Source organism: Microcystis sp. MC19 (genome assembly GCF_003019735.1).
In the GTDB taxonomy this organism is placed as follows: Bacteria; Cyanobacteriota; Cyanobacteriia; order Cyanobacteriales; family Microcystaceae; genus Microcystis.
Genome location: NZ_CP020664.1, coordinates 1,413,828 through 1,437,731, shown reverse-complemented (window position 1 = coordinate 1,437,731; position 23,904 = coordinate 1,413,828). Strand labels below are relative to the sequence as shown.

Genomic DNA, 23,904 nt, shown 5'->3' with positions numbered 1-23,904 from the left:
TCTCTCCTTTATAAGTAGCCTATACTCAACGGATTTAGTATAATTGCTGATTGTCGGTATTCCTGCAAATGTGAGATGCACCAGGTCAATTTATTGCGGGGGAACCTAGGAGCGAAGGTGATCATTTCGGTCAAAGAAACTAAGTAGAGGTAGAACCTCGCTTATCTGCGTTGCCAGCTATAACCTTGCAACCAGTCAAAAATATTTATATAACCCAAAACTATCTTAAATATAAAAATCAATAAAAAATTATGATTAAATAACCCTTGACTTCCCCCCCCCCTTGTGATATTTTTTGCTGTGGGATATTGGCGCAAAACTAGCGTTAAATATGACCATAGTTCTGTCCTATTACTGTCATCGAATCCATGAAAAAATTACTGACAATTTTAACCCCCTTGACTCTGATGGGGTTAGTAGCTGGGGTTACTCCTGCTCAAGCGGCAATAGTAGCTGGTTGGAATCAATTTGATGCTTCTACGGCAACCTATCCCAAAGCGGCGGATAATGTAGGTGCGAATATAACCAGCACTGGGTTAGATACTGCTGGGTTAATTCAGGTGACTACTTCTAATTTCGCGTTGGCTCTGTGGAATACAGGTAGCACTGTTAATACCAACCAATACGTGGAATTTGCCGTGCAACCCGGTGCAGGTTTTCAAGTCGATTTTACTAACTTGCAACTCAATGCGAAGCAGGATGACGCGCGGCTAGATTTGGTCTTGCGCTCTAGTGTTGATGGGTTCACCAGTGATTTAGGGACACAAGTTAGCCTAACAACTAGCTATAATACCTACAGCTTTGACCTAAGCAGTTTAGCACCCCAAACCGGACCAGTGCAGTTCCGTCTCTATGGACTGAATGCTTCTGGAGCTGGTGTCTGGTTCATTGGTGAAAACTCCGCTAATGTTACCGGTGGTGGGTTTGTGGCTCTTAATGGGGATATTACTCCTACTCCAACGGTTTCAACCCCGGAACCTAGTGGTATAGTGAGTTTAATCGCTGTTGGTGCGTTGGGTGCTGCTTCCCTTCGTCGTCGGGGATAAATTATCCTTGGCAGGGGCAACTACAGAGGGGTTGCCCCGATATCTTGATATAATCGGGAGTGATAGGTCAATTATCTTTTCTGAATAGGGGCAAATATGCAGATAAAAGACATGACTCCCCAAGAGTTACAAAGTTTAATCCGTAATACAGTAGATGATACTCTAGATGAATACTTTGGTGATCCAGATGAGGGAAAACAAGTTAAGGAATCTTTTAAAGAAAAGTTATTAGAAATCCGACAAAAAAGACTACAAGGAAGAGCGACTATTCCCGCAGCTGAGGTGGATAAAAGATATGGGATAGAACCTTAAATGAGCTATTCTGTTACTTTTGAACCAGAGTCGATAACTGATTTAGATTTGATCACAGATTTTAAGTAGCTGGTTATAATTAAATTAAAAATGGATTTTAGGTTCGATCCCCCCTGCCCCCCTTGATAAGGGGGGTGCCGATAGGCGGGGGGATCTGAAAGTTTTTAATACCTACCTACTTATCAGACTGAGGATTCTTAATAAAATTAAATGGTTAGCTATCAACTTTGAACAGATAACTCCCCTACCTCTTACGAGAGAATGGTCAGGGTTTTACAAATTAAGAGTAGGAGATTATCGGGTTATTTATGAATTTGATCGAGAGAGTAGGATAATTATTATTGTTAGAGTAGGTCATAGAAGTGAAGTTTATGACTAAATACCTACTAAAATAATTGGGATCAGCAATAAGCTAAGATACATTTTAAACGCCTATCCTTAGAATAGCGAGATTATTTTCTAGTAAAAATTGCCAAAAATAGCCCAATTATTGACAAAATTATGGCAGCATAAATCGAGGGGTAGCCCTGATTAATTACGGCACGGCATATAATGAAAAACGGTCTCCCTAAACCAGTTGCCAAAATCGCCGCCATGGACAGTCAATTACTCGATAAACTCGGACAATTACAAAACCTCTTAAAAACCAGCGAAAAAGCTCTGATTGCCTATTCTGGGGGCGTGGATAGTACCCTAGTGGCAAAAGTGGCCTATGATTTGCTAGGGAGTCAAGCATTGGCAATTACGGCGGTTTCCCCTTCCCTACTGCCGGAAGAATTGGAAGAAGCGATCGCTCAGGCCGATTATATCGGTATTCGACATGAATTGGTGGAAACCGAGGAAATGAATAACCCCAATTACACCAGTAATCCCGTTAATCGCTGTTATTTCTGCAAAAGTGAGCTACACGACACCCTTAAACCCCTCGCTCTCGCTCGTGGTTATTCCTACGTCATCGATGGCGTTAATGCTGATGATTTAAGGGATTATCGTCCCGGGATCCAAGCCGCTAGGGAGCGCGGCGCTCGTTCACCTTTGGCGGAAATTGCTATCACAAAAAGCGAAGTTCGTCAACTATCTCGTTACTTAAATTTACCTTGGTGGGATAAACCAGCGCAACCCTGTTTAAGTTCCCGTTTTCCCTACGGGGAGGAAATTAACCTGGAGAAATTGCAAAGAGTCGGACGGGCGGAGATTTATCTGCGAAAATTAGGTTATCGTCAATTACGGGTGCGATCGAGCGGCGATACGGCACGGATTGAATTACCAGCAGCAGAAATCCCCGACTTTATTAATCGGACAAATTTAAGCGAATTAGTCGCTGATCTGCAAAAATTAGGCTTTATCTATGTCACCCTCGATCTAGAAGGTTATCAAAGCGGCAAGCTTAATCGAGTCCTCTAGTTCAGTGATCAGTAAACAGTAATCAGTGGACTGAAAACTCAAATCTGCTCTAACAGCGTTGGGTTTCATGCTTCAACCCAACCTACGTTCTCAAATCTGCTCTAACAGCGTTGGGTTTCATGCTTCAACCCAACCTACGTTCTCAAATCTGCTCTAACAGTTATCTTAATGGTGAGGTACGAAGTTTTCCTTTTGGGGAGCCGGTCGCTGGTCGTCAATACCAAATTGAGTTATACTTCATCTTGACGAGAAAGGCTGTAACGGATAACGGATAACGGATAACTGGTCACTGATAACTGATAACTGGTCACTGATAACTGATAACCGGTCACTCGATCGGATATATTAAAAAAATGTTAAAAAGCCGGGGAGCGGACTGATGAACCTTTTTCTAGGGTTCCTAAGTCTTTACCCTTAAACCTCTAATTGCCAAGGCGAGGATAGATGAGTCAACTACAAAATGCCTTTACCCTATTCCTGAGCCTGTTGGTGGAAGCGATGCCTTTCTTACTGCTAGGGGTGATTCTCTCTAGTATTCTTTTAATATTTGTCGATGAACGTCGCCTAGTTGCCTTGATGCCTCGAAATGCTGTTTTAGGAGCATTTGTGGGGGGATGTATTGGGTTTTTGTTCCCCGTCTGCGAGTGTGGCAATGTGCCAGTGGCGCGACGTTTACTTGTGCAAGGAATGCCGAATGCAGTAGCGGTTAGTTTTCTCTTAGCAGCGCCAACAATTAACCCGATTGTTATCTGGTCCACTTGGGTAGCTTTTCGCGATCAACCGGAAATTGTTTTCTATCGAGTTATCTTTTCCTTGTTCATCGCTACGGTTATCGGGATTATCTTTAGTATCCAAAAAGATCCCCGACCACTCCTCCAAACCTCTTTGGCAAAAAGCCTCAATTGGCAACCGGAAACACCGGAAAAAGAATCTATCCCACTACTACTACAATCCGGTTCTTTTCTGATCGGTAATTCTGGCAAAACTTTGCGCTTAGACGAAAGTTTTGCCGCTACTGCTGTCCTACCGGCGGTGCAAGCTATCCCGATGAAAAGGCGCTGGTTAACTTTTCTGGAAAACGTGGTGATGGAATTACGCGAATTAGGAGGAGTGTTAATCTTAGGAAGTGCTATAGCGGCCGGTTTACAGGTGTTTGTTCCCCGGGAATTTGTGCTTAATTTGGGTCAGGATCCGATTACTTCGATCTTGGCCATGATGCTGTTAGCTGTCATTGTTTCGATTTGTTCCACGGTTGATTCTTTTTTTGCCCTCTCCTTTGCCTCTAGTTTTACCAGTAGTTCCCTGCTGGCTTTTCTAGTGTTCGGTCCGATGATTGACCTGAAAGGGATTGGTTTAATGTTGTCTATTTTTAAACCGAGAATGTTAATTTATCTCTTTGCTTTAGCAGCGCAAATGACTTTTTTACTCACCTTGGCTCACAGTTATTTATTTTAGGTCAGTTCCTTGACATTTTTTCCCATGAATTCATCACGTCTAAAAATAATCGCCCCGCAATTTATCGATATTATTGCCCTCATCGGTTGGGGTTCGTTACTATTTAAATACTGGATAACTGGACAATTAAATTTACTGATCCATCCTAATTATTTTTTTCTGGTTCTCATCACCAGCATCGCTTTATTTATTCTGGGAATAGTCAAGCTTTGGACATTATTAAAGCAGTGGCAAAAAAAGATTAATTTAGATAGTAACGATAATCGATCGCATATTACCATTCTTCCCCAACATTTTGGCTCAGGTTTATTAGTAATAACTGCCATTTTAGGCCTATTTATCGCCCCGCAGCCCCTCAGTAGTCAAATCGCATTACAGAGGGGAATTAGTGAATCTTTACCCCTAACTCGCGTGCAAACTCAATCCTTTGGCACTACCGTTAAACCAGAGGAAAAAAGTTTAATTGAATGGGTAAGAACTTTGAATGCTTACCCCGAACCTGATGCCTACACAGGACAACCGGTAAAAGTCACAGGTTTTGTGGTACAATTACCACAACTACCCGATAATTATTTATTAATTAGTCGCTTTATTCTTACCTGTTGTGCCGTGGATGCTTATCCCGTGGGTTTGCCGGTGAAACTATCAGGAAGTCGCAGTCAATATCCCAATGACACTTGGTTAGAAATCACTGGAGAAATGACCACGGAATCCTTACCCGTAGAGGTGGGAAAATCAACCACCAGAAGACAATTAGTAATTAAGGCTAAATCGGTGAAATCTATACCCACTCCTGTGAATCCCTACGGATATTAACAGTTAACTGTTATCAGTTGTTTCTAACCATCTACTATAATGATCAAGACCTTACAACTACAACCGATTGATAAATTAGCGATAACATTAATTGTATCCCTAACTTTAGTAATTGGTGGCTTAATTTGGTTGGGTAATAGCTGTGGTAATCAATGTCTTTTACAAACTGGTCCAAGAGTCAAGGAATTTAGCTGGGAAAATCGAGAAATTGGTGCGGAAGATCAAGCATTTATTATCACTTTTGATCGCCCCATGGATCATGCTAGTGTAGAAAAAAATCTCGTGATCGATCCTGCGCTGCCGGGTAAGTTTAGTTGGGCCGGAAGACGATTAGCTTATACCCTTACTTCTCCCATTCCCTACGGAGAAAAATATCATCTGCAAATTGAGGGTGCGCGGGAACAATTTCCCAGCGGTAATCGATTAGGACAAACCCTGGCAATTTTTGAGAGAGAATTTAAAAGTCGGGATCGTGCTTTTGCCTATATTGGCACTAATGGGGAAGAACAGGGAAGATTAATTTTTTATAACTTGACCGAGGAGAAAAAAACCCTCTTAACCCCTGCAAATTTGACCGTTATGGCTTTTGAATTTTACCCTGATGGTAAAAAAATTCTCTTTTCGGCCGTGGCGAAAAATCAGGGGATAGAGGGAATTCGTGAACTGCAGCTTTATCAAGTTGATAGCAGTCAATCGCCAGCAAAAATTGAGTTAGTGCTAGACAATAAAGATTATCAAAATAATCATTTTGATTTAGCTAAAGATGGGAAAACCATTGTCGTGCAGAGAATTGAGCGCCGCAATCCGATTAACTTCGATTTATGGGCAGTTAAATCTGAAGAAAAACCCCAACAATTAAACATCCAAGGCGGGGAATTTTTGATTGCACCTGATAGTAAAACTTTGGCTGTCACCCAGGGGGAAGGAATCGCCCTTTTGCCTTTAAAAACCGAAACAAAACCCCTAGATTTTTTACCAAAATTTGGGCGAATTTTGAATTTTTCTGCTGATGGTACGGCCGCAGCAATGGTTAATTTTAATACTGATAATGCCAAAATGCGTTATATTCGATCGCTTTTTTATGTCAATAATCAAGGATTACAAAAACGCTTACTCAATCTACAAGGTTCGATTATAGATTGTCAATTTAATGCCACTGGTAGTGATTTATATTGTTTGTTAACTGAGTTAGTTACTAACAGTCAAGAGTACAAAGAAAAACCCTATTTTGCTAAAATAGATGTGAAGACCGGTCAAGTGACTCCCCTACTGGAATTAGCCGATTATCGTGATATTCACATTAGTTTATCTCCCGATAGTTTAGCAATTATTTTTGATCAACTTCTCACCAGTTATGATACTAATACGACTAATCCCCTAACTACCGATTCAGGAGAAACAATTATCGGTGGTCGTTTGTGGATGTTAATTCCTCCCCTACAAGATGGAGTAAAAGCAAGTAAATCTGATTTAATTGAATTACCTCTAGCGGGAATTCGTCCCCAGTGGATGCCATAGAATTTCATCATTAAGTTAGGAATTATTTCGATGCTGTCAAACTCAGAAAAATTAGCCAAATTGCGTCAGTATTTTGTTAGTGGTGCCACTCGTTCCTATCAATTCCGTCGTCAGCAGTTAGAGAAGTTAAAACAGGCAATCATTAAATATGAAGCGGAGATCTATGAAGCTTTATATAGCGATTTAAAGAAAAGTCCCGAAGATTGTTGGATTACTGAAAATGGTTTCCTTTTGGTGGAAATTAATACCGCTTTAAAAAATTTGCGCTCATGGATGCAACCCAAAACTGTTAAAACTAATCTCTTAAATTTTCCCTCCTCCAGTCAGATTATTCAGGAACCTTTAGGAGTGGTTTTAATTATTGGTGCTTGGAATTATCCCCTCCAATTGTTATTAGTGCCTTTAGTTGGTGCTATTGCTGCCGGTAACTGCGCGGTATTAAAACCGAGTGAATTTGCCTCAGCGACGGAAAAATTGGTAGTTAAAATAATTCAGGAAATATTCCCTGAAGAATATGTGTTAATTGTCTCGGGAGATGGTGCGGAAGTAATTCCGAATATCTTAGACAATTTTACCTTTGATCATATATTTTTTACTGGCAGTACCAGGGTAGGAAAAATTATTTATCAACTAGCGGCAGCAAAGTTAATTCCCGTTACTCTAGAATTAGGGGGAAAAAGTCCCTGTGTTATCGAAGCTGATGCTAATATTTCCGTGGCAACCCGTCGCATTGCCGTGACAAAATTCTCTAATTGTGGTCAAATGTGTATCGCAGCTGATTATGTTTTAGTACACCAATCGCAGCAGGAGAATTTGATCAGAGAATTAGCTAATACTATTGTTAATTTTTTCGGTAAAGATGCCAGATTAAGTCCTGATTATGGTAGGATAGTTAATGAGAAACAATTTGATCGCTTGATTGAATTTCTCCAAGATGGTGAGATTGTTTTTGGAGGCAAAACCGATCGAGAAAATTTATATATTCAACCAACTTTATTAATTAACGTTTCCCTCGATGCTCCTATTATGCAAGGGGAAATATTCGGACCAATTTTACCGATCATTGCCTTTAGCACTTTTGAGGAAGCTTTAGCAATTATTGCTAAAAACCCTAACCCTCTAGCTTTTTATCTGTTTACTACCAAGGCAAAAACCGAAAATAAATGGTTAGAATCAGTTCAGTTTGGGGGAGGTTGTATTAACAACAATAGTTTTCATTTTACTAATCCTAGTTTACCCTTTGGTGGTCGGGGAAATAGCGGTATTGGTAGCTATCATGGTCGTTTTTCCTTTGAGAATTTTAGTCACCAAAAAGCGATTATGAAAACACCTCTTTGGTTCAATCCCGCTTTAAAATATCCGCCTTTTAAGGGTAAATTAGGCTTATTTAAGTTATTGGTTCGGTGAAAAGCTATAGTTTAAGTTAAAGCTTTTAAGAGAGCTTGAAATTTAAGCTGAATTTCTGCTAGTTCTTTTTCTGGATCGGAACCGGCAACAATACCCGCACCGGCGTATAATCGCGCTTGATCACCTTTAATTAATGCCGAACGAATACCAACAATAAACTCACTATTATTGTGACAATCAATCCAACCCAAAGGAGCGGCATAAAGAGAGCGATCAAAGGTTTCATAATGACGAATTTGTGCTAAAGCGATCTCGGTGGGAACCCCCGCAACAGCAGGAGTGGGGTGTAGTTGGGCAACAATTTCGAGGGGATGGATGGAGGGTTTTAGTTTAGCATGGATAGGAGTCCAGAGATGTTGAATATTGGAGAGTTTTAACAATCTAGAGGGAGATTTTTGAGGATTTAAGCCAATTTGTCGCAGTTTTTGGTTAATAAAGTCACTAACAGCCCGATGTTCCCGTTGTTCTTTTTCACTAGCTAGGAGTTTATTGGCTAAAAGAGCATCTTCGAGCGCATTTTCTCCCCGGGGAGCGGATCCCGCTAAAGCATCGGTGATTAATTGCCCCTGATGGACGGTTAACAAGCGTTCGGGACTGGCGCCGATAAAATGATCTCCCCGTCCATTACCGAGGGAAAAAGTGTAGCAATCGGGATGACGCTGACGCAAATTATCAAGACAGTTTACCAGATGAAAGGGACGGGGAGAAATCACGTCAAGAGCGTGAGCGAGGACAATTTTACTAAAATTTTGAGCCTGTATCCATTCGAGTGCATCGGCAACAGCTGCTTGAAAATTATAGGTAGGATGAATATAATAACTACAGGGATCCTGGTGGGGATTTTGTCGGCAATTGCCGGAGTTATTTTGAACAATTTTGAGGTTATTAAGAGTTTCTTCGAGGGAGTTTTCTATTTCTTTTTCGCCAGTGATTAAGAGATTGGTCAGGAAAAAATATTCCGACTGTTTTTTGATAATTTGAAACTTAGGCAGGGTTAGGGTAGCTGAGGGAAAGGGGGTAGCTGTTGCCGAGTCGAAAAAAGTGAAACTGCAAAAGATACGGGGAGTAATCTCGCTATAGTTATCAATTTTAATAATTCTTTGTTGACAGTTTTCGATAAATTTTTGAGCTTTTAAAAAACGTTGTTTGCCGTGGAAAGTGGTAGTAAAGGCGATGCCGTAGCCGAGAAAAGCGGTTTCTCGTTCGGGATTTTCCCAATAATAATGGGTGGGATAGCTAGGGGCAATCCGAGAGAGAATTTCTAGGGGATCAAGGGGGGAAATTTTTTGACAAAAACTGATGATCGACGGATTTCCCTTTTCTGCGGCTAACAGTTGCGGGTTGAGGATAAAGTTATAGAGGCCGCGAAGATCAGCAATCGGACTATCAGGATAGGAAAGGCGAGGAACGGCAGAAGTCATGTCAAGTTTTTTGTATTTTTTGCAAAAAAACCATGATTAATGGTATGTAATCCCCACAGATGTGGCCAGAGTCAAGGAGCTCTTTTTAACTATGGTATCGGAGAAAGGGTCTTTAGGCAGAAAGGGAGCGAGATATTTATGACGATTAACCGCCTTGGCGACAAATCAAGGCTTAAAATCTCCAGCGATGGCTATTATTTAAATGGGCAAAAAAATTAATTTAATAACTGCTACTTTACAAGTTTGTGGAAATTGCCGCCACGGGACAAGTGGGGATACATTGTTCACAAACCACACAACGGGAACGCAAAAACTTAAGACGAAAACTTTCCGGATCAAGGGTTAAAGCTTCCGTGGGACAAACTCCCGTACATAAGCCACAATCGACGCATTTTTCTTCATCAATAACGATTTCGCGACTAACTTGGGAAACGCCAATATTTTGTAATTGTAACCATTCGATCGCCGCTTCTAACTCATCGATATCTCCCGATAATTCTAATACTAATGTTCCCACTTGATTGGGGGCAACTTGGGCGCGGATAATATTAGCGGCGACGTTAAAATCCTTTGCCAGTCGATAGGTAACGGGCATATGGACGGCTTTTTTGGGAAAAGTGAGAGTAACGCGTTTTTTCATTAGGATAGGATAGGAATAATTTTTGAGAGACTATCCATGACAGCCACCACACCCACCAATAAAATCAGAAATCTGCTGCTGGCAGTAACGGCAGTTATCCTTAGTGTAGCGATTTTCTTGGGGTTTCAAACCACCGCTAGTTCCGTATCTTTGGAAGCGCAAGCGGAAAAAGCGACACCTTTCGAGCTTGCCCTCAGCAATGGTAAACCCACCCTGACAGAATTTTATGCTAATTGGTGTAGCAGTTGTCAGGCGATGGCCCCTGAAATTGCTGAAATTAAAAAACAATACGGTAATGCCATTAATTTTGTTATGCTCAACGTTGATAATAATAAATGGTTGCCAGAAATTCTCCGTTATCGTGTGGATGGTATTCCCCATTTTGTCTTTTTAAATAATCAAGGACAACCGGTTGCCCAAGCGATCGGAGAACAACCAAAATCAATTTTAACTGCTAATTTAGAGGCACTTTTAACTAATTCTACCCTACCCTATGCCACCACTACGGGACAGACTTCTGATTTTAATGTCCTTGCGGGTGCTAGTCAAACCGATCCCCGCAGTCACGGCAGTCAAGTTAAGCAGTAATCAGGCTCTTCTAGGTTCTGTGTGATAAGTTTAATTGACATAGGATCGATCAATCTTTGTGTCCTTTGTGTCTTTGTGGTTCGTTCCACCCCCTCGCTCTTGAGAAATGTATCTTAGAATACATTTTACCCACCAAAGCTGGGAGAGCCGTAATCAGTAATCAGTAATCAGTTATCAGTGCAAAGCTTAGGGCTGAAAGCTATCATTCAAAAGTTAACTATCAATATAGCGCTTTTCACGTTACTGAGGTATCGACAAGTTTTGCCAACAAAGGGTTTAAGTACCTTGCCCATGCCTCATTCTGATGAAAACTGCTATAAGTACATTTCATTGACTGAATTATTTTAACTATGGCGATTATTGTCCAACATTTGACCACAGGTAACGAATATATATTCCTAGGAGTTAGTGGGGGTGAAAGTAAGAATATTTTACCCACCAAAATGTTAGGAGATTTCTTTGCAATGGAGGATGCAGATAAATCTCGAACGCTGACGGTTTGTGACGATCAAGGCCGCATACTTTGGTTTCCCGTCACAGAAATGATTGTGGTGGAGGTAGATGGTCAAAAACCCGAAGAATTATTACCAGAAATTATCCCCCCCGAACCAATACCTTTACAATTAGATAAAGAGCATCAACCTCAGTCCCCGGAAAATCAAGGAAACATCGATGAATTTGCCGAAGATGACGATTGGATCTAAAATTAAATACCTAATTTTAGCGGGAATAATTGCCCTATTTACTATTGGCTTTAATTCCCTCTATTCGGTTTCTCAAAACTCGATCGCTACTTCTTAGAAAAAGATGATAATATCTGGTTTATTCAATCAGAAAAAACTTGGTTAGCCCTGAGATTAATTAATCTTTCTTCTCCTGAAATGATCGAGATTCCTAATTCCCCTTATCCCGATGATAATACCTACCAAGCTTTACCCACAGGTAACAATTATGCGGGTTTTGCTCTGGAAGTGGGGGAAGCGGCAACCCAGGGTAGTTATGAGAATTTCAAGAGCATATTTAAGCAAAAAAGTCAAGTAAATTTAACTCAAATTAAGCAAGGCAGCCTCTTATTTAAAGGCAGTCAAGGGCAGAGTTTACAATTTACCTATAATCAAATCAATCTACTGCCGATTTTAATTCGTAACGGTCAAAAGCACGATTGGTCAAAAAATTTCGCCCTTTATAACAGTTTAAGTCGAGATAACTCTCCTGTTTCTTTGGGTTGGAAAAAGGGCAAATTAACCGTCAAAGCAGGGAAATACCAGTTTTCCAATGCTTTGATCCTATCCTCTCCTTAAGTTAGTTCTTCTCGACTATTTATTCAGCAAACCCTAGTTATGAGGAGAGGCAAAAGGCAAAAGGCAAAAGGCAAAAGGCAAAAGGCAAAAGGCAAAAGGCAAAAGGCAGCTTTGTTCTCCCCACTTCCCCACTTCCCCACTTCCCCACGAAAAACTTTTTCAGCAGACCCTATTTATGGGGATTGATCAGACCATTTGCGCTTGATTTAAGAATTCTTGCAATTCTTCTCCTTCGATTACTTCGGTGGTCAAAAGATTAGCGGTAATGGACTCTAATAAATTGCGGTTGTGACTGAGAATTGCTAGGGCTTTTTGGTAACTAGCGTCGATAATTTGTTTAACTTCTTCATCGATCACTTTGGCCGTATTTTCCCCGATCGAACGGCGGGGACTACCCTGATTATTACCTAAAAAATTAGCCTGTCCTGTTTTATCGTAGGCTAGGGGTCCTAGGGATTTACTCATACCATAAATTGTCACCATTCTTTCCGCAATATCCGTCGCCCTTTGTAAATCATCGGAAGCGCCATTAGTGACACTGCCAAAGATTAATTCTTCAGCAGCCCGACCGCCCAATAACATAGTAATTTGTTCTTTAAATTCGGTTTCTGTCATCAAAAAACGGTCTTCCGTGGGAATTTTCAGGGTATAACCCAAAGCGGATAAACCCCGGGGAACGATCGAAATTTTCTCCACCCGACCACCTCCCGGCATGACAGCACCGACTAAAGCATGGCCGACCTCGTGATAAGCGACGATTTTCTTTTCTTTTTCCGATAAAACGCGACTTTTCTTTTCTAAGCCAGCGATAACTCTTTCGATCGCTTCTTTAAAATCAATTTGACTGACTTTTTCCCGATTATTACGGGCAGCCAAGAGAGCAGCCTCATTGACGAGGTTGGCTAAATCGGCCCCGGCAAAACCGGGGGTTTGGGTGGCGATCGCTTTGAGGTTAACATCTTCACCCATCTGGACTCGTTGGGCGTATATTTGCAAAATTGCCAATCGTCCCGCTAAATCGGGACGATCCACCAGAACTTGGCGATCAAAGCGCCCCGGACGCAATAAAGCGGCATCAAGAGTCTCTGGGCGATTGGTGGCGGCTAAAACGATGACTACGGCTTCTTTGGGACTAAAACCGTCCATTTCTGTCAAAAGTTGGTTTAAAGTCTGCTCGCGCTCATCATTACTGCCGCTAGTTCCCGATCCCGAACTTCTCGATTTACCGATCGCGTCCAATTCATCAATAAAAATGATGCTAGGGGCATTTTTCTTCGCTTGGGCAAATAGATCCCGCACCCGGGCTGCCCCGGTCCCGACAAATAACTCCACGAATTCCGAGGCCGAAATGCTAAAAAAAGTCACTCCCGCTTCTCCCGCGACCGCTTTTGCTAAGAGAGTTTTCCCCGTCCCAGGCGGTCCGACTAAGAGAACACCCTTAGGAATACGCGCCCCAATTTTATTAAAGCGCTCGGCATCCTTGAGAAATTCGACAATTTCCTTTAACTCGGTTTTTGCTTCCTCGGCCCCGGCCACATCAGTGAAGGTAATCGGATATTTTTCGTTGTCTCCGTAAACTTTAGCGAGATTTTTGTTAAAAAGCAGCGATTTACGCGTGTCATCGTTGCGATACAACAGAAACTGCATGGCGGCGACTAAAATTAAGGGAGGAACCACCCAAGCGAGGAGAGTGCTGATCCAACTGTTTTCGGCCACGGGAATCGCCTCGAAGATTACGCCTTTTTGCTGTAATAGTTGGGGTAATTGGGGGTTATAGACTGGAATCGTGGCAAAAACTCGTGCGGGGACTAGATTACTGCTTGGTTTGTTGTCCAGAGAACCAGAATCACCGTAAAGGGGGTTACTTGATTCCGGGGGATTAACGGGGGGATTACCCGGAATAGGCAGGGATTCTAAAGGATTTTTTAATTGATAATAGATGACTTGATTGCCAATTCTGACCCTACTGATGTCGCCCCGTTCCACTCTACTGATAAATTCGCTGTAGGGTTCGAGGGGAATATTGGATAATTCTGAGGGACGAGGGATAAGAAAATAGCCTAAAGCGGCAACACCGGAACAAATAAGCAGAATTTTGCCTAACCGCGGCAACCGCGACCAGGAAAATTTATTATCTTCTTGATTAGCCATAATTTTTAGGGTAGGTCACAGTGAAAATACAAAGTTGATACCAATAATTACCTAATTTTTAGGGTAGGTGAGAGTGAAAATACAAAGTTCATACTAACAATTCCCTGTCTTGATCGCCTTACCGATGGGATAGGATAGAGGATGGAATACTTGGTAGCGAGCGACAAACGAGAGAAATCCCATGAATTTAGTTAGCTTAGAGAACTTTCTCGATAACACTTCTTTTTTAGTCCTGTTTTTAACCATGCTGGTTTATTGGGCCGGGGCAGCCTTTCCCAGCATACCTTTGTTGCAGGGCCTGGGCAGCACGGGAGTGGCCATCGCAAACCTCTGTATCGCCGCTTTATTGGGGGCGCGCTGGTTAGAAGCGGGTTATTTCCCCATTAGCAATCTTTACGAATCTTTATTCTTTCTCGCTTGGGGTGTAACTGCGGTTCATTTAATTGCTGAGTACACTAGCCGCAGTCGCCTGGTGGGGGTGGTGACGACTCCTGTGGCCATGGGGATTACCGCTTTTGCCACTTTGTCCTTACCTGGAGAAATGCAAACTTCGGCGCCCTTGGTTCCGGCTTTAAAATCGAATTGGTTGATGATGCACGTTAGCGTCATGATGTTAAGTTATGCTGCTTTGATGGTGGGTTCCCTGATGGCGATCGCTTTTCTGATCGTCACTAGAGGTCAAAATATCGAGTTAAAAGGCAGTTCCGTGGGTACGGGGGCCTATCGTCTCCAAAATAAGTTATCTACCACCCTTTCGGCCCCAATTTTCATGGAAACGGCTAACGGTGGCCCAACCGCCCTTTTAACTCCCACCTTAACAGCCATGGCAACTCTTTCGCCCCAACGTCTCAGCTTGGCGGAAACCCTCGATAATATCAGTTATCGGGTCATCGGTCTCGGTTTTCCCCTTCTCACTATCGGTATCATCGCCGGCGCAGTTTGGGCCAATGAAGCTTGGGGTTCCTATTGGAGTTGGGATCCGAAAGAAACTTGGGCGCTAATTACTTGGTTAGTTTTTGCCGCTTATCTCCATGCCCGCATTACCCGGGGATGGCAGGGAAGAAAACCGGCTATTCTAGCAGCCAGCGGTTTTGTTGTGGTTTGGGTATGTTATTTAGGGGTGAATCTTTTAGGTAAAGGTCTTCATTCCTACGGCTGGTTTTTCTAAATCGGTTATAGGGGTGGGTTGGTAAACCTGCCCCTCCTGACTTGAAAGAGGGTGTAGGAATTATAAATTATGAATTATGAATTATGAATTATGAATTGGGGTGTGGGGTGTGGGGAGTTTTCTCAGTGAACTGATAACTGATAACTGATAACTGATAACTGATAACTGTCTCTTAACCCCACCAACAAACTTTTTGCCGCAAACCATAAATAATTACCACTTCTCAAAACTTATAAAAAATGATCGAGCAGAAAACTACTATTAAAAATCTGGCTTTAATTGCCGGTGTGCATGGCAATGAACTAACTCCCGCTTATCTGGTTAAATACCTGCAAAACTCAGCTAATCTCCTGGCCCGCAGCAGTTTTCAATCCCACACTCTCATCGCTAACCCCTTGGCCCTAAAGCAACGGGTTAGATATGTCGATACGGATTTAAATCGTTGTTTTAACCGAGCAGATTTAGCCAATCCTAATTATCAGCAATACGAGCAACTAATAGCGAAAGATATCTATCAACAAATCCGAGAAAAATCCATTGATTTATTAATCGATATTCACAGCACCACATCTAACATGATGCTGGCGATTATTTATTCTAACCCCCATCCTTGGCTATTAAAACTCTTTACCTATCTAACTAAAATTAACCCTGATGTGCGCTTAATTTATCATCCCGTCAGCGAGGAAGAAAATCATTTTCTTAAAGGAATTTGTCCCCTAGCTTTTACCCTAGAAATCGGTCCGGTTAACCACGGTGTCATCTGTCCCTATCTTTTTCGTCAAACCGAAACACTCATCTATCAAATCCTAGACTATATCGAACAGGAAAATTATCTGGCTGCCCGTCTCGATACTTTCGGCGAATCCCTAACAGTTTACCAACGTTTAGGCTCGATCGATTATCCTAGGGATAAACAGGGTGAAATTAAAGCCATGTTACATCCTCAGATTCTCCAACGAGATTATCAGGCAATTCAACCCAATCAACCGATTTTTCTAACATTTGATGGTCAAGAAATTATCTATCGTGGGGAATCTACATTATATCCTATCTTTGTTGGAGAATCTTCCTATAAAGAAAAAGGAATCGCCCTTTGTTGGACAGCAAAAAAACAAATCGATGTTAATTAGGGTTTGCGGCAAAAAGTTTGTTGGTGGGGTTAGGAGTCAGTAGCCGGTCGTCAGGAGGCAGGGTGATAGGGGTTTAGGGTGTTAGGGTTTTAGGGTTTTAGGGTTTTAGTTGAAATTCCCCCACTTCCCACTTCCCACTTCCCACTTCCCACTTCCCACACCCCACACCCCAATTCATAATTCATAATTTATAATTCCTATACCCCACTTCCCACACCCTGTCCCCACGAAAAACTTTTTCAGCAGACCCTAAATAAGGGAAAAGCCACTATGACCTTTACTTCTGATTCTCTTTTAGCTGAACGTTACCAACTGCAACAACGTCTAGGCAATACCGCTATCGGTCGTCAAACTTGGTTAGCTACCGATATATTATCCCAAGAATCGGTAATTATTAAACTCCTCGCTTTTAGTCCCCAGATGGAGTGGGAAGAATTAAAATTATTTGAAAGAGAGGCAGCCGTCTTAGCTTCTCTCCATCATCCCCGTATTCCCCGCTATCGCGATTATTTTTCCCTCGATAAAAATCAAGGTGACGGGATTCCTTGGTTTGTACTCGTACAAGATTATATACCGGGAGAATCCCTAAGCGATCGCTTAGAAAGGGGGCAACGTTTCACCCCTACGGTAATTCGGACTATTGCCCAAGAAGTTCTCGAAATTCTCATCTATTTGCATGAATTATCGCCCCCAGTATTACATCGAGATATTAAACCTAGTAATTTAATTATTAACTCGGAAAATAACGTTTATTTAGTAGATTTTGGCGCAGTCCAGTCCAGGGGTGCAGTGACAGGAGTTACTTTTACCGTGGTGGGGACGAGTGGTTATGCACCCCTAGAACAATTTTGGGGCCGAGCAGTTCCGGGTTCTGATTTATATGCCTTGGGTATGACTTTAATTCATTTATTGACGGGAATTGTGCCGATAGAATTGCCCCACCGCGAGTCTAAAATTCAATTTCGTCAACTGGTGACAATCGATGATGATTTAATCGATTGGTTAGAAACTATGACCGATATGGCAGTAGAAAAGCGGTTTAAAAGTGCCAGAGAATCTCTGAAATTTCTCCAACATCCCTACCATCGCCAAGCCTCAAGTTTAATCGATCCTAAGAAATTACCAAAACCTCCCCACAGTTCCATCCGTATCGCTAAACACCGGGATAATTTCGAGATTAATTTACCCCCCAAAATTAAGCTACCTTCTGATGGGCCTACTCTCTGGTCTTTGGCGATTGTCCTTACTGTCAGTATCTTTATCTCCCCGATTCTTACTTTTATTATAGCTCTAATTGGTTTTATTTGTTTGCGGGAGATGCAATTAATTTTTACCCCTCAAGAAGTTTTAATTAAATATAAACTCTTCAATTTTATCTATAAAAAATTTGCTTTCAAAACTCAAGATTTATGGGGTATTTTTCTCCATAGCAACGGCACAGAAGGTAACTATCAGATTCGTCTGCGGACGGCTAAAAATTACTATCTTATCGGTCAGAATCTCCGGGAGGATGAATGTCTCTGGTTAGGACAGGAAATCCAAGATTGGTTAAATTTTATTAAATATAACGTTTCTCATCAAGAGGAAGTGTAGCCTGACAGGGTATCTTCTCCCGACTCCCCAAAACGAAAACCTTGTACCTCATCATCAAGATAACTGAGAATCAATTGAAGAAATCCTAGGAATTAGTCGGTGGGCATTTTTCCTTTTTTAACCTTAATCTTGCAGAGATTACCCTATCTTGATAGAATAATAACTGATTTACATTTCCTCAGCTAGAAGACGGCAATTATTAAATCGGATTAGGAATGGCAAAAAGGCGGCTGTGAAATGTTAGTTATTAGTGGGGAATAAAAAATGATCTCTGAAATTTACCAAAAAGTCAGTTTGTTAGTTTTGTATCAAGGAGTTTTTGATAATGCTATTGGCAAGGCATTTATTACCCTATTATCTACGGATAATGTTGCCGATTTTCTCAAAGCCTATGGTCAATGGTTTCAAGCTTTAGCATCTAAAAATATCAGTTGGAATGATTTTCTAGTCGAACAAATTTTATTAGATGATAATCCCTTTAGTCAACAGGTACAGAAAAAAAGTGTTTGGGAGTTACCCGAATCTTTAATTAATGGCGTGAAACAGGATTTATCTATCCTGCAATCTCTCTATAATTCTAGCATTTATACCTTAAGTAATTCGACAGTTTTTGAACAAATTAAATTTCTCAGTTTCCCCGCTTGGGAAGTGGATAATAAATTAGAAAGTTTTCTACATTCCGGTTTAGATTGGACGGAATTAGTCGAAGATTTAGCCGATTATTATCGCCAATGTGGTACAGGAATTTTTGCCCGTTATCAAGCTTTAAGGTGGCAAGAAGGCCGATTACAGGGAATTACTCATCCCGATCCTGTGCAGATTCAAGAAATAGTCGGTTATGAAATGCCCAAGGAAACCTTGATTAAAAACACCGAGTTTTTATTAGCAGGTTATCCCGCTTTAAATGTCCTACTCTATGGCAGCCGTGGTTCAGGAAAATCCTCTCTAGTCAAGGGATTATTGCAAAAATACCATAGTCAAGGATTGCGCTTAATTGAAGTGGCCAAATCCCAATTAAAAGACCTACCATTAATTATGGAAATTCTGCGAGATTTACCGCAAAAATTTATTATCTTTGTCGATGATTTATCCTTTGAAGAAGACGATGAAGCTTTTAAAGCTTTAAAGGTTATTTTAGAGGGAAGTGTCACCGCTAGACCGAAAAATGTCGTAGTTTATGCCACTTCTAACCGCCGACATTTAGTCAGAGAATTTTTTGCCGATCGACCCCAACCAAAAGATGGGGATGAAGTGCATAATTGGGACACAGTACAAGAAAAATTATCCTTTAGTGATCGCTTTGGTTTAACCCTAACTTTTGAACCAGCTAATCAAGAAAAATATTTGGAAATAGTTCGTCATTTGGCCGCTTTAGCTAAATTAGAAATTAGCCTAGAAGACTTGGAATTTCGTGCCAAACAATGGGCAACCCAACATAATGGGCGATCGGGAAGAACTGCCAGACAATTTATTGATTTTCTCCAAGGGGAATTAGAATTAAATAGTTAGCATTAATTGTGTTATGATTGAATAAAAGAGGCTCTAATCTAGAAAAATGTTGACTTCATCTCTTCCTAAAACCCTCAGCTTAGAAGCATATCGTGATTTAGAAACCATTGCCGAGGTTAAACACGAATATCACGCTGGTAAAATTATCGAGATGACGGGGGGAAGCATCAATCATAATAGTATTCTCATATTAACCAAAAGTTGTCAAACAATCCGAAACTGGTTTGGAGAAATCATTAGCTATTTCGAGGGAAGGACAAAGAATGGAGTGGTCGAGGGAATCAACAATAAACTTAAACTAATAAAAGGGAGCGGCTATGGGTTGAGAAACTTTCAGGATTTTTTGGTTATACCAAATCCGTTTTTAATAGTGCGATTAACTCTCAAGTTATGAATTGTTTCTCCCCACACCCCACACCCGTTCGGACCTCGGACGTTCGGTGAGATCAGTCGAGCGGACGGTGAGCCTGTCGAACCGCGGCGTGAGCTTTTGTCGAACGCTGAGCTCACGGCGGAAGCCCACACCCCACTATTCTATACTTTTTAAACAGGATTTAGTATTAGAAGTATGTTGTCTTGGCATTTTGTATGTTAATTTAGCATAAAGAGTAACAAAGAGCGAAAATTACCTGCTTTATCCTTAGATTATGAAAAACATCAATTTTCCTTTGATTTCTGTGATTATTCCGACATACGGTCGCGAGAAAACTCTGCAAGATACTTTGGCAGACGTAATCAAGCAGGACTACCCTAGTTTTGAAGTTTTGGTTATCGACCAAACTCCCCTACATACTCCTGAAACCCAAGCCTATCTAGAAGAATTAAAAACCCAAGCTAAATTTCGCTGGTTTCGGGTTAATTGGGCTAGTCTGCCAAGAGCGCGCAATTACGGAGTGCGTCGGGCTACAGGTGAGATCATTTTATTCATCGATGATGACGTGCGGCTAACCGAGGAGTTTTTAAAGGCTCATGCTCGTAATTACTTAGAACGACCTGATGTCGGGGCGGTAGCGGGTCGGGTTCTCAACCCAAAAAGCCTAGAAGAAGGAGATAAAATATTGACCATTGAATACCTTCCCACTGAAGCCATGGATCCGGGAATTGCTTGGTACTACATTGATTTAACTCATACGGTAAAGCCTCAGCAAGTCATAACATCAAGGGGTTGCAATATGTCTTTTCGTAGCGAGATCTTTAACAAGTACCTACTATGGTTTGATGAGCGGTTTCGAGGGAGTGCCGTGCGAGAAGAATCCGATCTTTGTCTGCGTATTCGGCAGACAGGCTATAAGATTTGGTATGACCCAGAGGCAGTGTTGGTTCATTTGGAAGAACCGACAGGAGGCTGTCATGACATTAGCACACGAACTCTAGAATATCAAATTACACACTATCATAACCACTTTTGGATGGCCTTTAAAAATCTGACCTTTTCCGAATCTCTAAGACTTTTTATGCGTTTATTTGACTGTCATGTTTTAGGAAATCCTCCTTGTCATAAAAGCGGTTCTCTTCCCAAGATTTTTGTCAGAGGAGTATTATATATGCTGGGATTTTTCAGTGCTTTAGTGACCCTCGTTCAATCTATCTGGAGCGATGGTCAAATCTACAATGAATAAACTTTTAAGAAACACATTCACCAGTAGTTAATCCCTAATAGTCTTTTAGTTTGTTTCGGATATTTTTGAAGGTATTTCCAAGGGTAGTTTCTCCGTTTTTTTGAGTTACTATTTGTTTTATTATATCCTATTATTGTGATTTTATTGAATGGTAATGATTGGTTATTATTGCCGTGCCAGGCATTGTTGTCAACTTCAGGGAATAGCTCCCCAAATTTGTTGATGGGGAGCATCCTTTTCCCTATGTGGTTTCCTTTCAGCTATAAACTGAGAAAAACCATCGCCACTGAAATTTTTTCGATGATATTAATGCAAGATTCCCTGGCTCTTGCCACCATAAAATTAATTATTGCCAAAGAAAATCAAGCGATGGCAACAGCCAAACAACTCATTCAACGAGTGAGAACTGACTTTACCCAACCGCGAAACCTCCTACAATTAATAGAAACGATCCTTATTTATAGCGTTTCCTAAGCTAGTGAGGTACACCTATTTTTCTTCCCTTTTGCCTAAAACCCATAACTTTTGTGCCTCAGCAAACTGAAAAACGCTATATATAAATTACTAAGTCTGAGTCGAACGAGAAGAAGGTAAACTGGAAGATAAACTGGAATCTCTGGGAGATGTGGCACGTTTATTGGCTTTAGGTTTAACTGTAGGACAAATGACTCAAGCCTTGCACTTAAGTGGCGATCAATACAAGAAAACCATTAATATAATCTAGCAGTAAGCTATTAGCTTGATCTGGTTCTTGCCGAGAAACCCTATTTTGTTTAGATTAGCTAAAACTAACCGGTTATTGGCAAGACTTACTGCTAGAAAATTAGGGAGCTAATCGGGGTATTAGCCTGAGTAACACAACCCAAAGTTACGGTTTAAATGTCCAAATCCGTAAGATTTAAACGCGATCCGTGGGTTTCGATAAATTCTCGCCGGGGGGCAACTCGATCGCCCATAAGAATGGTAAATAATTCCTCAGCTTTGGCTGCATCTTCGATTTCCACCCGTTTTAAAGTGCGCGTTTCAGGATTCATGGTAGTATCCCAAAGTTGTTGGGGCATCATTTCTCCTAACCCTTTAAAACGTTGGATTGTGTAGTTAGCATTAGAGGGAAATTCCGCTATCTTTTGCTGTAATTCTCGATCGCTATAGCAGTAGGAATGATTTTTACCGCGTTCCAATTTATAGAGAGGAGGACAGGCGATATATACATAACCTTGATCAATTAAATTCTTCTGATAACGATAGAAGAAAGTTAACAACAAAGTTCGGATGTGCGCGCCATCCACATCAGCGTCAGTCATTAAAACAATGCGATGATAGCGCAATTGTGAGGGATCGAAATCTTCTCCTTTAATTCCTAAACCGAGGGCTGTAATTAAGGATTGAATTTCCGTATTTTTGTAGATTTTGGCATCATCGGTTTTTTCGATATTGAGGATTTTTCCCCGCAGAGGTAGAATCGCTTGAAAACGACGATCGCGCCCCTGTTTGGCACTTCCGCCAGCGCTGTCCCCTTCGACGATGTAAATTTCTGACTTTTCTGGGTCTCTTTCGCTACAATCAGCCAATTTACCCGGTAAAGGTGAGGATTCCAAGACCGATTTCCGTCGTACTAAGTCCCGGGCCCGTCGGGCTGCTTCCGCCGCTTTGTACGCTTGTACTGCTTTTTCGATAATCGTGTCGGCCACTTGGGGATTTTGTTCTAGGTATTCGTTGAGAGTTTCCCCCACCAGGGAATCGACGATACCCCGGACTTCAGTGTTACCTAATTTGGTCTTGGTTTGTCCCTCAAATTCCGGTTCGGGGACTTTTACGGAAATAACGGCGGTTAAACCCTCACGGACGTTTTCCCCCGCTAGATTAGGCTCGTTTTCTTTAATTTTATTGCGTTTACGAGCAACATTATTTAAAGTACGAGTTAGGACTGCCTTTAATCCTTCTAGATGGGTTCCCCCGTCAATGGTGCGGATATTATTAGCAAAACCGAGAATATTGTCGCTATAGGCATCTATACACCACTGAAACGCCACTTCGATATTAATTCCGTTCTTTTCCCCCGATACATAGATAATATCTTTGTGCAGGGTTTCTTTTTCCCGACACATATAGGCGACGTATTCTTTAATACCCCCCTCATAACAATAGGTTTCGATGTGGGGTTCTTCGGGACGGTAATCGCTAAAGGTGATTTTAACACCGGCATTTAAGTAGGCTAGTTCTCGTAAACGTCCGGAGAGGGTACTGTAATCAAATTCGATGCCTTGGCTAAAAATTTCGGTATCCGGCAGGAAATTAACCCTAGTTCCCGTTTTTTCCTCTTGACTGGGACTGCTGACCAATTCTGTGACGGGGATACCTCTTTCGTAGCGTTGGGTATGTACTTTATGATCGCGCCAGACGGTGACATCGACCCATGCAGAAAGAGCATTAACGACGGAAATTCCGACTCCGTGTAACCCTCCCGACACTTTATAACCACCACTGCCAAATTTACCGCCGGCATGAAGTATAGTGAGAACGGTTTCGAGGGCAGATTTACCCGTGGTGGGGTGAACATCGGTGGGAATACCCCGGCCATCGTCAGTGACGCTGACGGAACCATCGGCCTTGATATCCACTTCGATATGAGTACAGTAACCCGCTAGGGCCTCATCGATCGAGTTGTCCACCACTTCATAGACTAAATGATGTAGTCCCCGCGGCCCGGTCGTACCGATATACATCCCCGGCCGCTTCCTGACTGGTTCTAACCCTTCGAGAACTTGTATCTGTTCCGCGCCGTAGTTACTTGTCATAAAATTTCCCTGAAAAGGCTGTGAT

General features: G+C 41.7%; 21 protein-coding genes and 1 pseudogene. 18 read left to right on the top strand and 4 right to left on the bottom strand.

Features of this window, described 5'->3' with window-relative positions:
• Positions 1-368: 368 nt before the first annotated feature.
• The 8 genes from B5D77_RS07450 (at position 369) to B5D77_RS07410 (ending at position 7,958) form a co-directional block, all read left to right on the top strand.
• Positions 369-1,046 carry a PEP-CTERM sorting domain-containing protein gene (locus tag B5D77_RS07450; protein ID WP_106908564.1) on the top strand — a complete coding sequence of 226 codons (678 nt, stop codon included), beginning with the start codon at positions 369-371 and terminating at the stop codon, positions 1,044-1,046.
• Between the two features lie 96 nt (positions 1,047-1,142).
• Positions 1,143-1,358, top strand: a complete 216-nt coding sequence (locus tag B5D77_RS07445) for a hypothetical protein (protein WP_045359291.1) — start codon at positions 1,143-1,145, stop codon at positions 1,356-1,358.
• A 94-nt stretch (positions 1,359-1,452) separates the two neighbouring features.
• The gene (locus tag B5D77_RS07435; RefSeq protein ID WP_371515164.1) at positions 1,453-1,737 is read left to right on the top strand and encodes a type II toxin-antitoxin system RelE/ParE family toxin; all 285 of its coding nucleotides are present in this window, start codon (positions 1,453-1,455) and stop codon (positions 1,735-1,737) included.
• Between the two features lie 215 nt (positions 1,738-1,952).
• Entirely contained in the window at positions 1,953-2,762 is an 810-nt protein-coding gene (gene larE / locus B5D77_RS07430; RefSeq protein ID WP_106909973.1) for an ATP-dependent sacrificial sulfur transferase LarE, read from the top strand.
• Positions 2,763-3,206: 444 nt separating this feature from the next.
• Positions 3,207-4,217, top strand: coding sequence for a permease (locus B5D77_RS07425; protein WP_002780568.1), 1,011 nt, complete (start codon positions 3,207-3,209; stop codon positions 4,215-4,217).
• 24 nt (positions 4,218-4,241) lie between these two features.
• Positions 4,242-5,033: a TIGR03943 family protein gene (locus B5D77_RS07420; protein ID WP_106908563.1), complete on the top strand. Its 792-nt coding sequence runs from the start codon at positions 4,242-4,244 to the stop codon at positions 5,031-5,033.
• 39 nt (positions 5,034-5,072) lie between these two features.
• Positions 5,073-6,551, top strand: a complete 1,479-nt coding sequence (locus B5D77_RS07415) for a hypothetical protein (protein WP_106908562.1) — start codon at positions 5,073-5,075, stop codon at positions 6,549-6,551.
• A 30-nt stretch (positions 6,552-6,581) separates the two neighbouring features.
• Positions 6,582-7,958: an aldehyde dehydrogenase gene (locus tag B5D77_RS07410; RefSeq protein ID WP_008197385.1), complete on the top strand. Its 1,377-nt coding sequence runs from the start codon at positions 6,582-6,584 to the stop codon at positions 7,956-7,958.
• An 11-nt stretch (positions 7,959-7,969) separates the two neighbouring features.
• Here the strand turns inward: B5D77_RS07410 and B5D77_RS07405 are convergent, their stop codons facing one another.
• Complete coding sequence (locus B5D77_RS07405; protein ID WP_008197383.1) at positions 7,970-9,379, bottom strand: isochorismate synthase MenF; 1,410 nt, start codon at positions 9,377-9,379, stop codon at positions 7,970-7,972.
• A 235-nt stretch (positions 9,380-9,614) separates the two neighbouring features.
• Positions 9,615-10,019, bottom strand: a complete 405-nt coding sequence (locus B5D77_RS07400; protein ID WP_004163818.1) for an NIL domain-containing protein — start codon at positions 10,017-10,019, stop codon at positions 9,615-9,617.
• Positions 10,020-10,055: 36 nt separating this feature from the next.
• On the opposite strand from B5D77_RS07400, the gene B5D77_RS07395 reads away from it, so the two are divergent.
• From B5D77_RS07395 to B5D77_RS07385, 3 genes are all read left to right on the top strand, one after another.
• Positions 10,056-10,607: a thioredoxin family protein gene (locus tag B5D77_RS07395; RefSeq protein ID WP_106908561.1), complete on the top strand. Its 552-nt coding sequence runs from the start codon at positions 10,056-10,058 to the stop codon at positions 10,605-10,607.
• 350 nt (positions 10,608-10,957) lie between these two features.
• A complete protein-coding gene (locus B5D77_RS07390) occupies positions 10,958-11,311 on the top strand; it encodes a hypothetical protein (RefSeq protein WP_008197377.1) in 354 nt (117 codons plus the stop codon).
• Positions 11,312-11,488: 177 nt separating this feature from the next.
• Positions 11,489-11,908 carry a hypothetical protein gene (locus tag B5D77_RS07385; protein WP_254053051.1) on the top strand — a complete coding sequence of 140 codons (420 nt, stop codon included), beginning with the start codon at positions 11,489-11,491 and terminating at the stop codon, positions 11,906-11,908.
• A 186-nt stretch (positions 11,909-12,094) separates the two neighbouring features.
• Here B5D77_RS07385 and ftsH read toward each other — a convergent pair whose 3' ends face one another.
• A complete protein-coding gene (ftsH, locus tag B5D77_RS07380) occupies positions 12,095-14,059 on the bottom strand; it encodes an ATP-dependent zinc metalloprotease FtsH (protein WP_106908560.1) in 1,965 nt (654 codons plus the stop codon).
• A 181-nt stretch (positions 14,060-14,240) separates the two neighbouring features.
• Between ftsH and ccsB the strand changes: the two genes are divergently transcribed.
• From ccsB to B5D77_RS07340, 7 genes and pseudogenes are all read left to right on the top strand, one after another.
• Positions 14,241-15,227: a c-type cytochrome biogenesis protein CcsB gene (gene ccsB / locus B5D77_RS07375; protein WP_106908559.1), complete on the top strand. Its 987-nt coding sequence runs from the start codon at positions 14,241-14,243 to the stop codon at positions 15,225-15,227.
• Positions 15,228-15,466: 239 nt separating this feature from the next.
• On the top strand, positions 15,467-16,360 hold the full coding sequence (locus B5D77_RS07370) for an aspartoacylase (RefSeq protein WP_008197369.1): 894 nt from the start codon (positions 15,467-15,469) through the stop codon (positions 16,358-16,360).
• A 270-nt stretch (positions 16,361-16,630) separates the two neighbouring features.
• Positions 16,631-17,953 (top strand): serine/threonine-protein kinase, encoded by a 1,323-nt coding sequence (locus B5D77_RS07365; RefSeq protein WP_008197367.1) that lies wholly within the window; start codon positions 16,631-16,633, stop codon positions 17,951-17,953.
• Positions 17,954-18,217: 264 nt separating this feature from the next.
• Complete coding sequence (locus B5D77_RS07360; RefSeq protein WP_106908558.1) at positions 18,218-19,462, top strand: ATP-binding protein; 1,245 nt, start codon at positions 18,218-18,220, stop codon at positions 19,460-19,462.
• An 82-nt stretch (positions 19,463-19,544) separates the two neighbouring features.
• Positions 19,545-19,856 (top strand): annotated as a pseudogene (locus B5D77_RS27035) (transposase); the annotation flags it as partial.
• 262 nt (positions 19,857-20,118) lie between these two features.
• The gene (gene hpsN, locus B5D77_RS07350) at positions 20,119-21,081 is read left to right on the top strand and encodes a hormogonium polysaccharide biosynthesis glycosyltransferase HpsN (protein WP_198285274.1); all 963 of its coding nucleotides are present in this window, start codon (positions 20,119-20,121) and stop codon (positions 21,079-21,081) included.
• A gap of 300 nt (positions 21,082-21,381) precedes the next feature.
• Positions 21,382-21,555, top strand: coding sequence for an Rpn family recombination-promoting nuclease/putative transposase (locus tag B5D77_RS07340; RefSeq protein ID WP_232306109.1), 174 nt, complete (start codon positions 21,382-21,384; stop codon positions 21,553-21,555).
• A 401-nt stretch (positions 21,556-21,956) separates the two neighbouring features.
• On the opposite strand, the gene gyrB is transcribed toward B5D77_RS07340, so the two are convergent.
• On the bottom strand, positions 21,957-23,879 hold the full coding sequence (gyrB, locus tag B5D77_RS07335; protein ID WP_008197359.1) for a DNA topoisomerase (ATP-hydrolyzing) subunit B: 1,923 nt from the start codon (positions 23,877-23,879) through the stop codon (positions 21,957-21,959).
• Positions 23,880-23,904 lie beyond the last annotated feature (25 nt).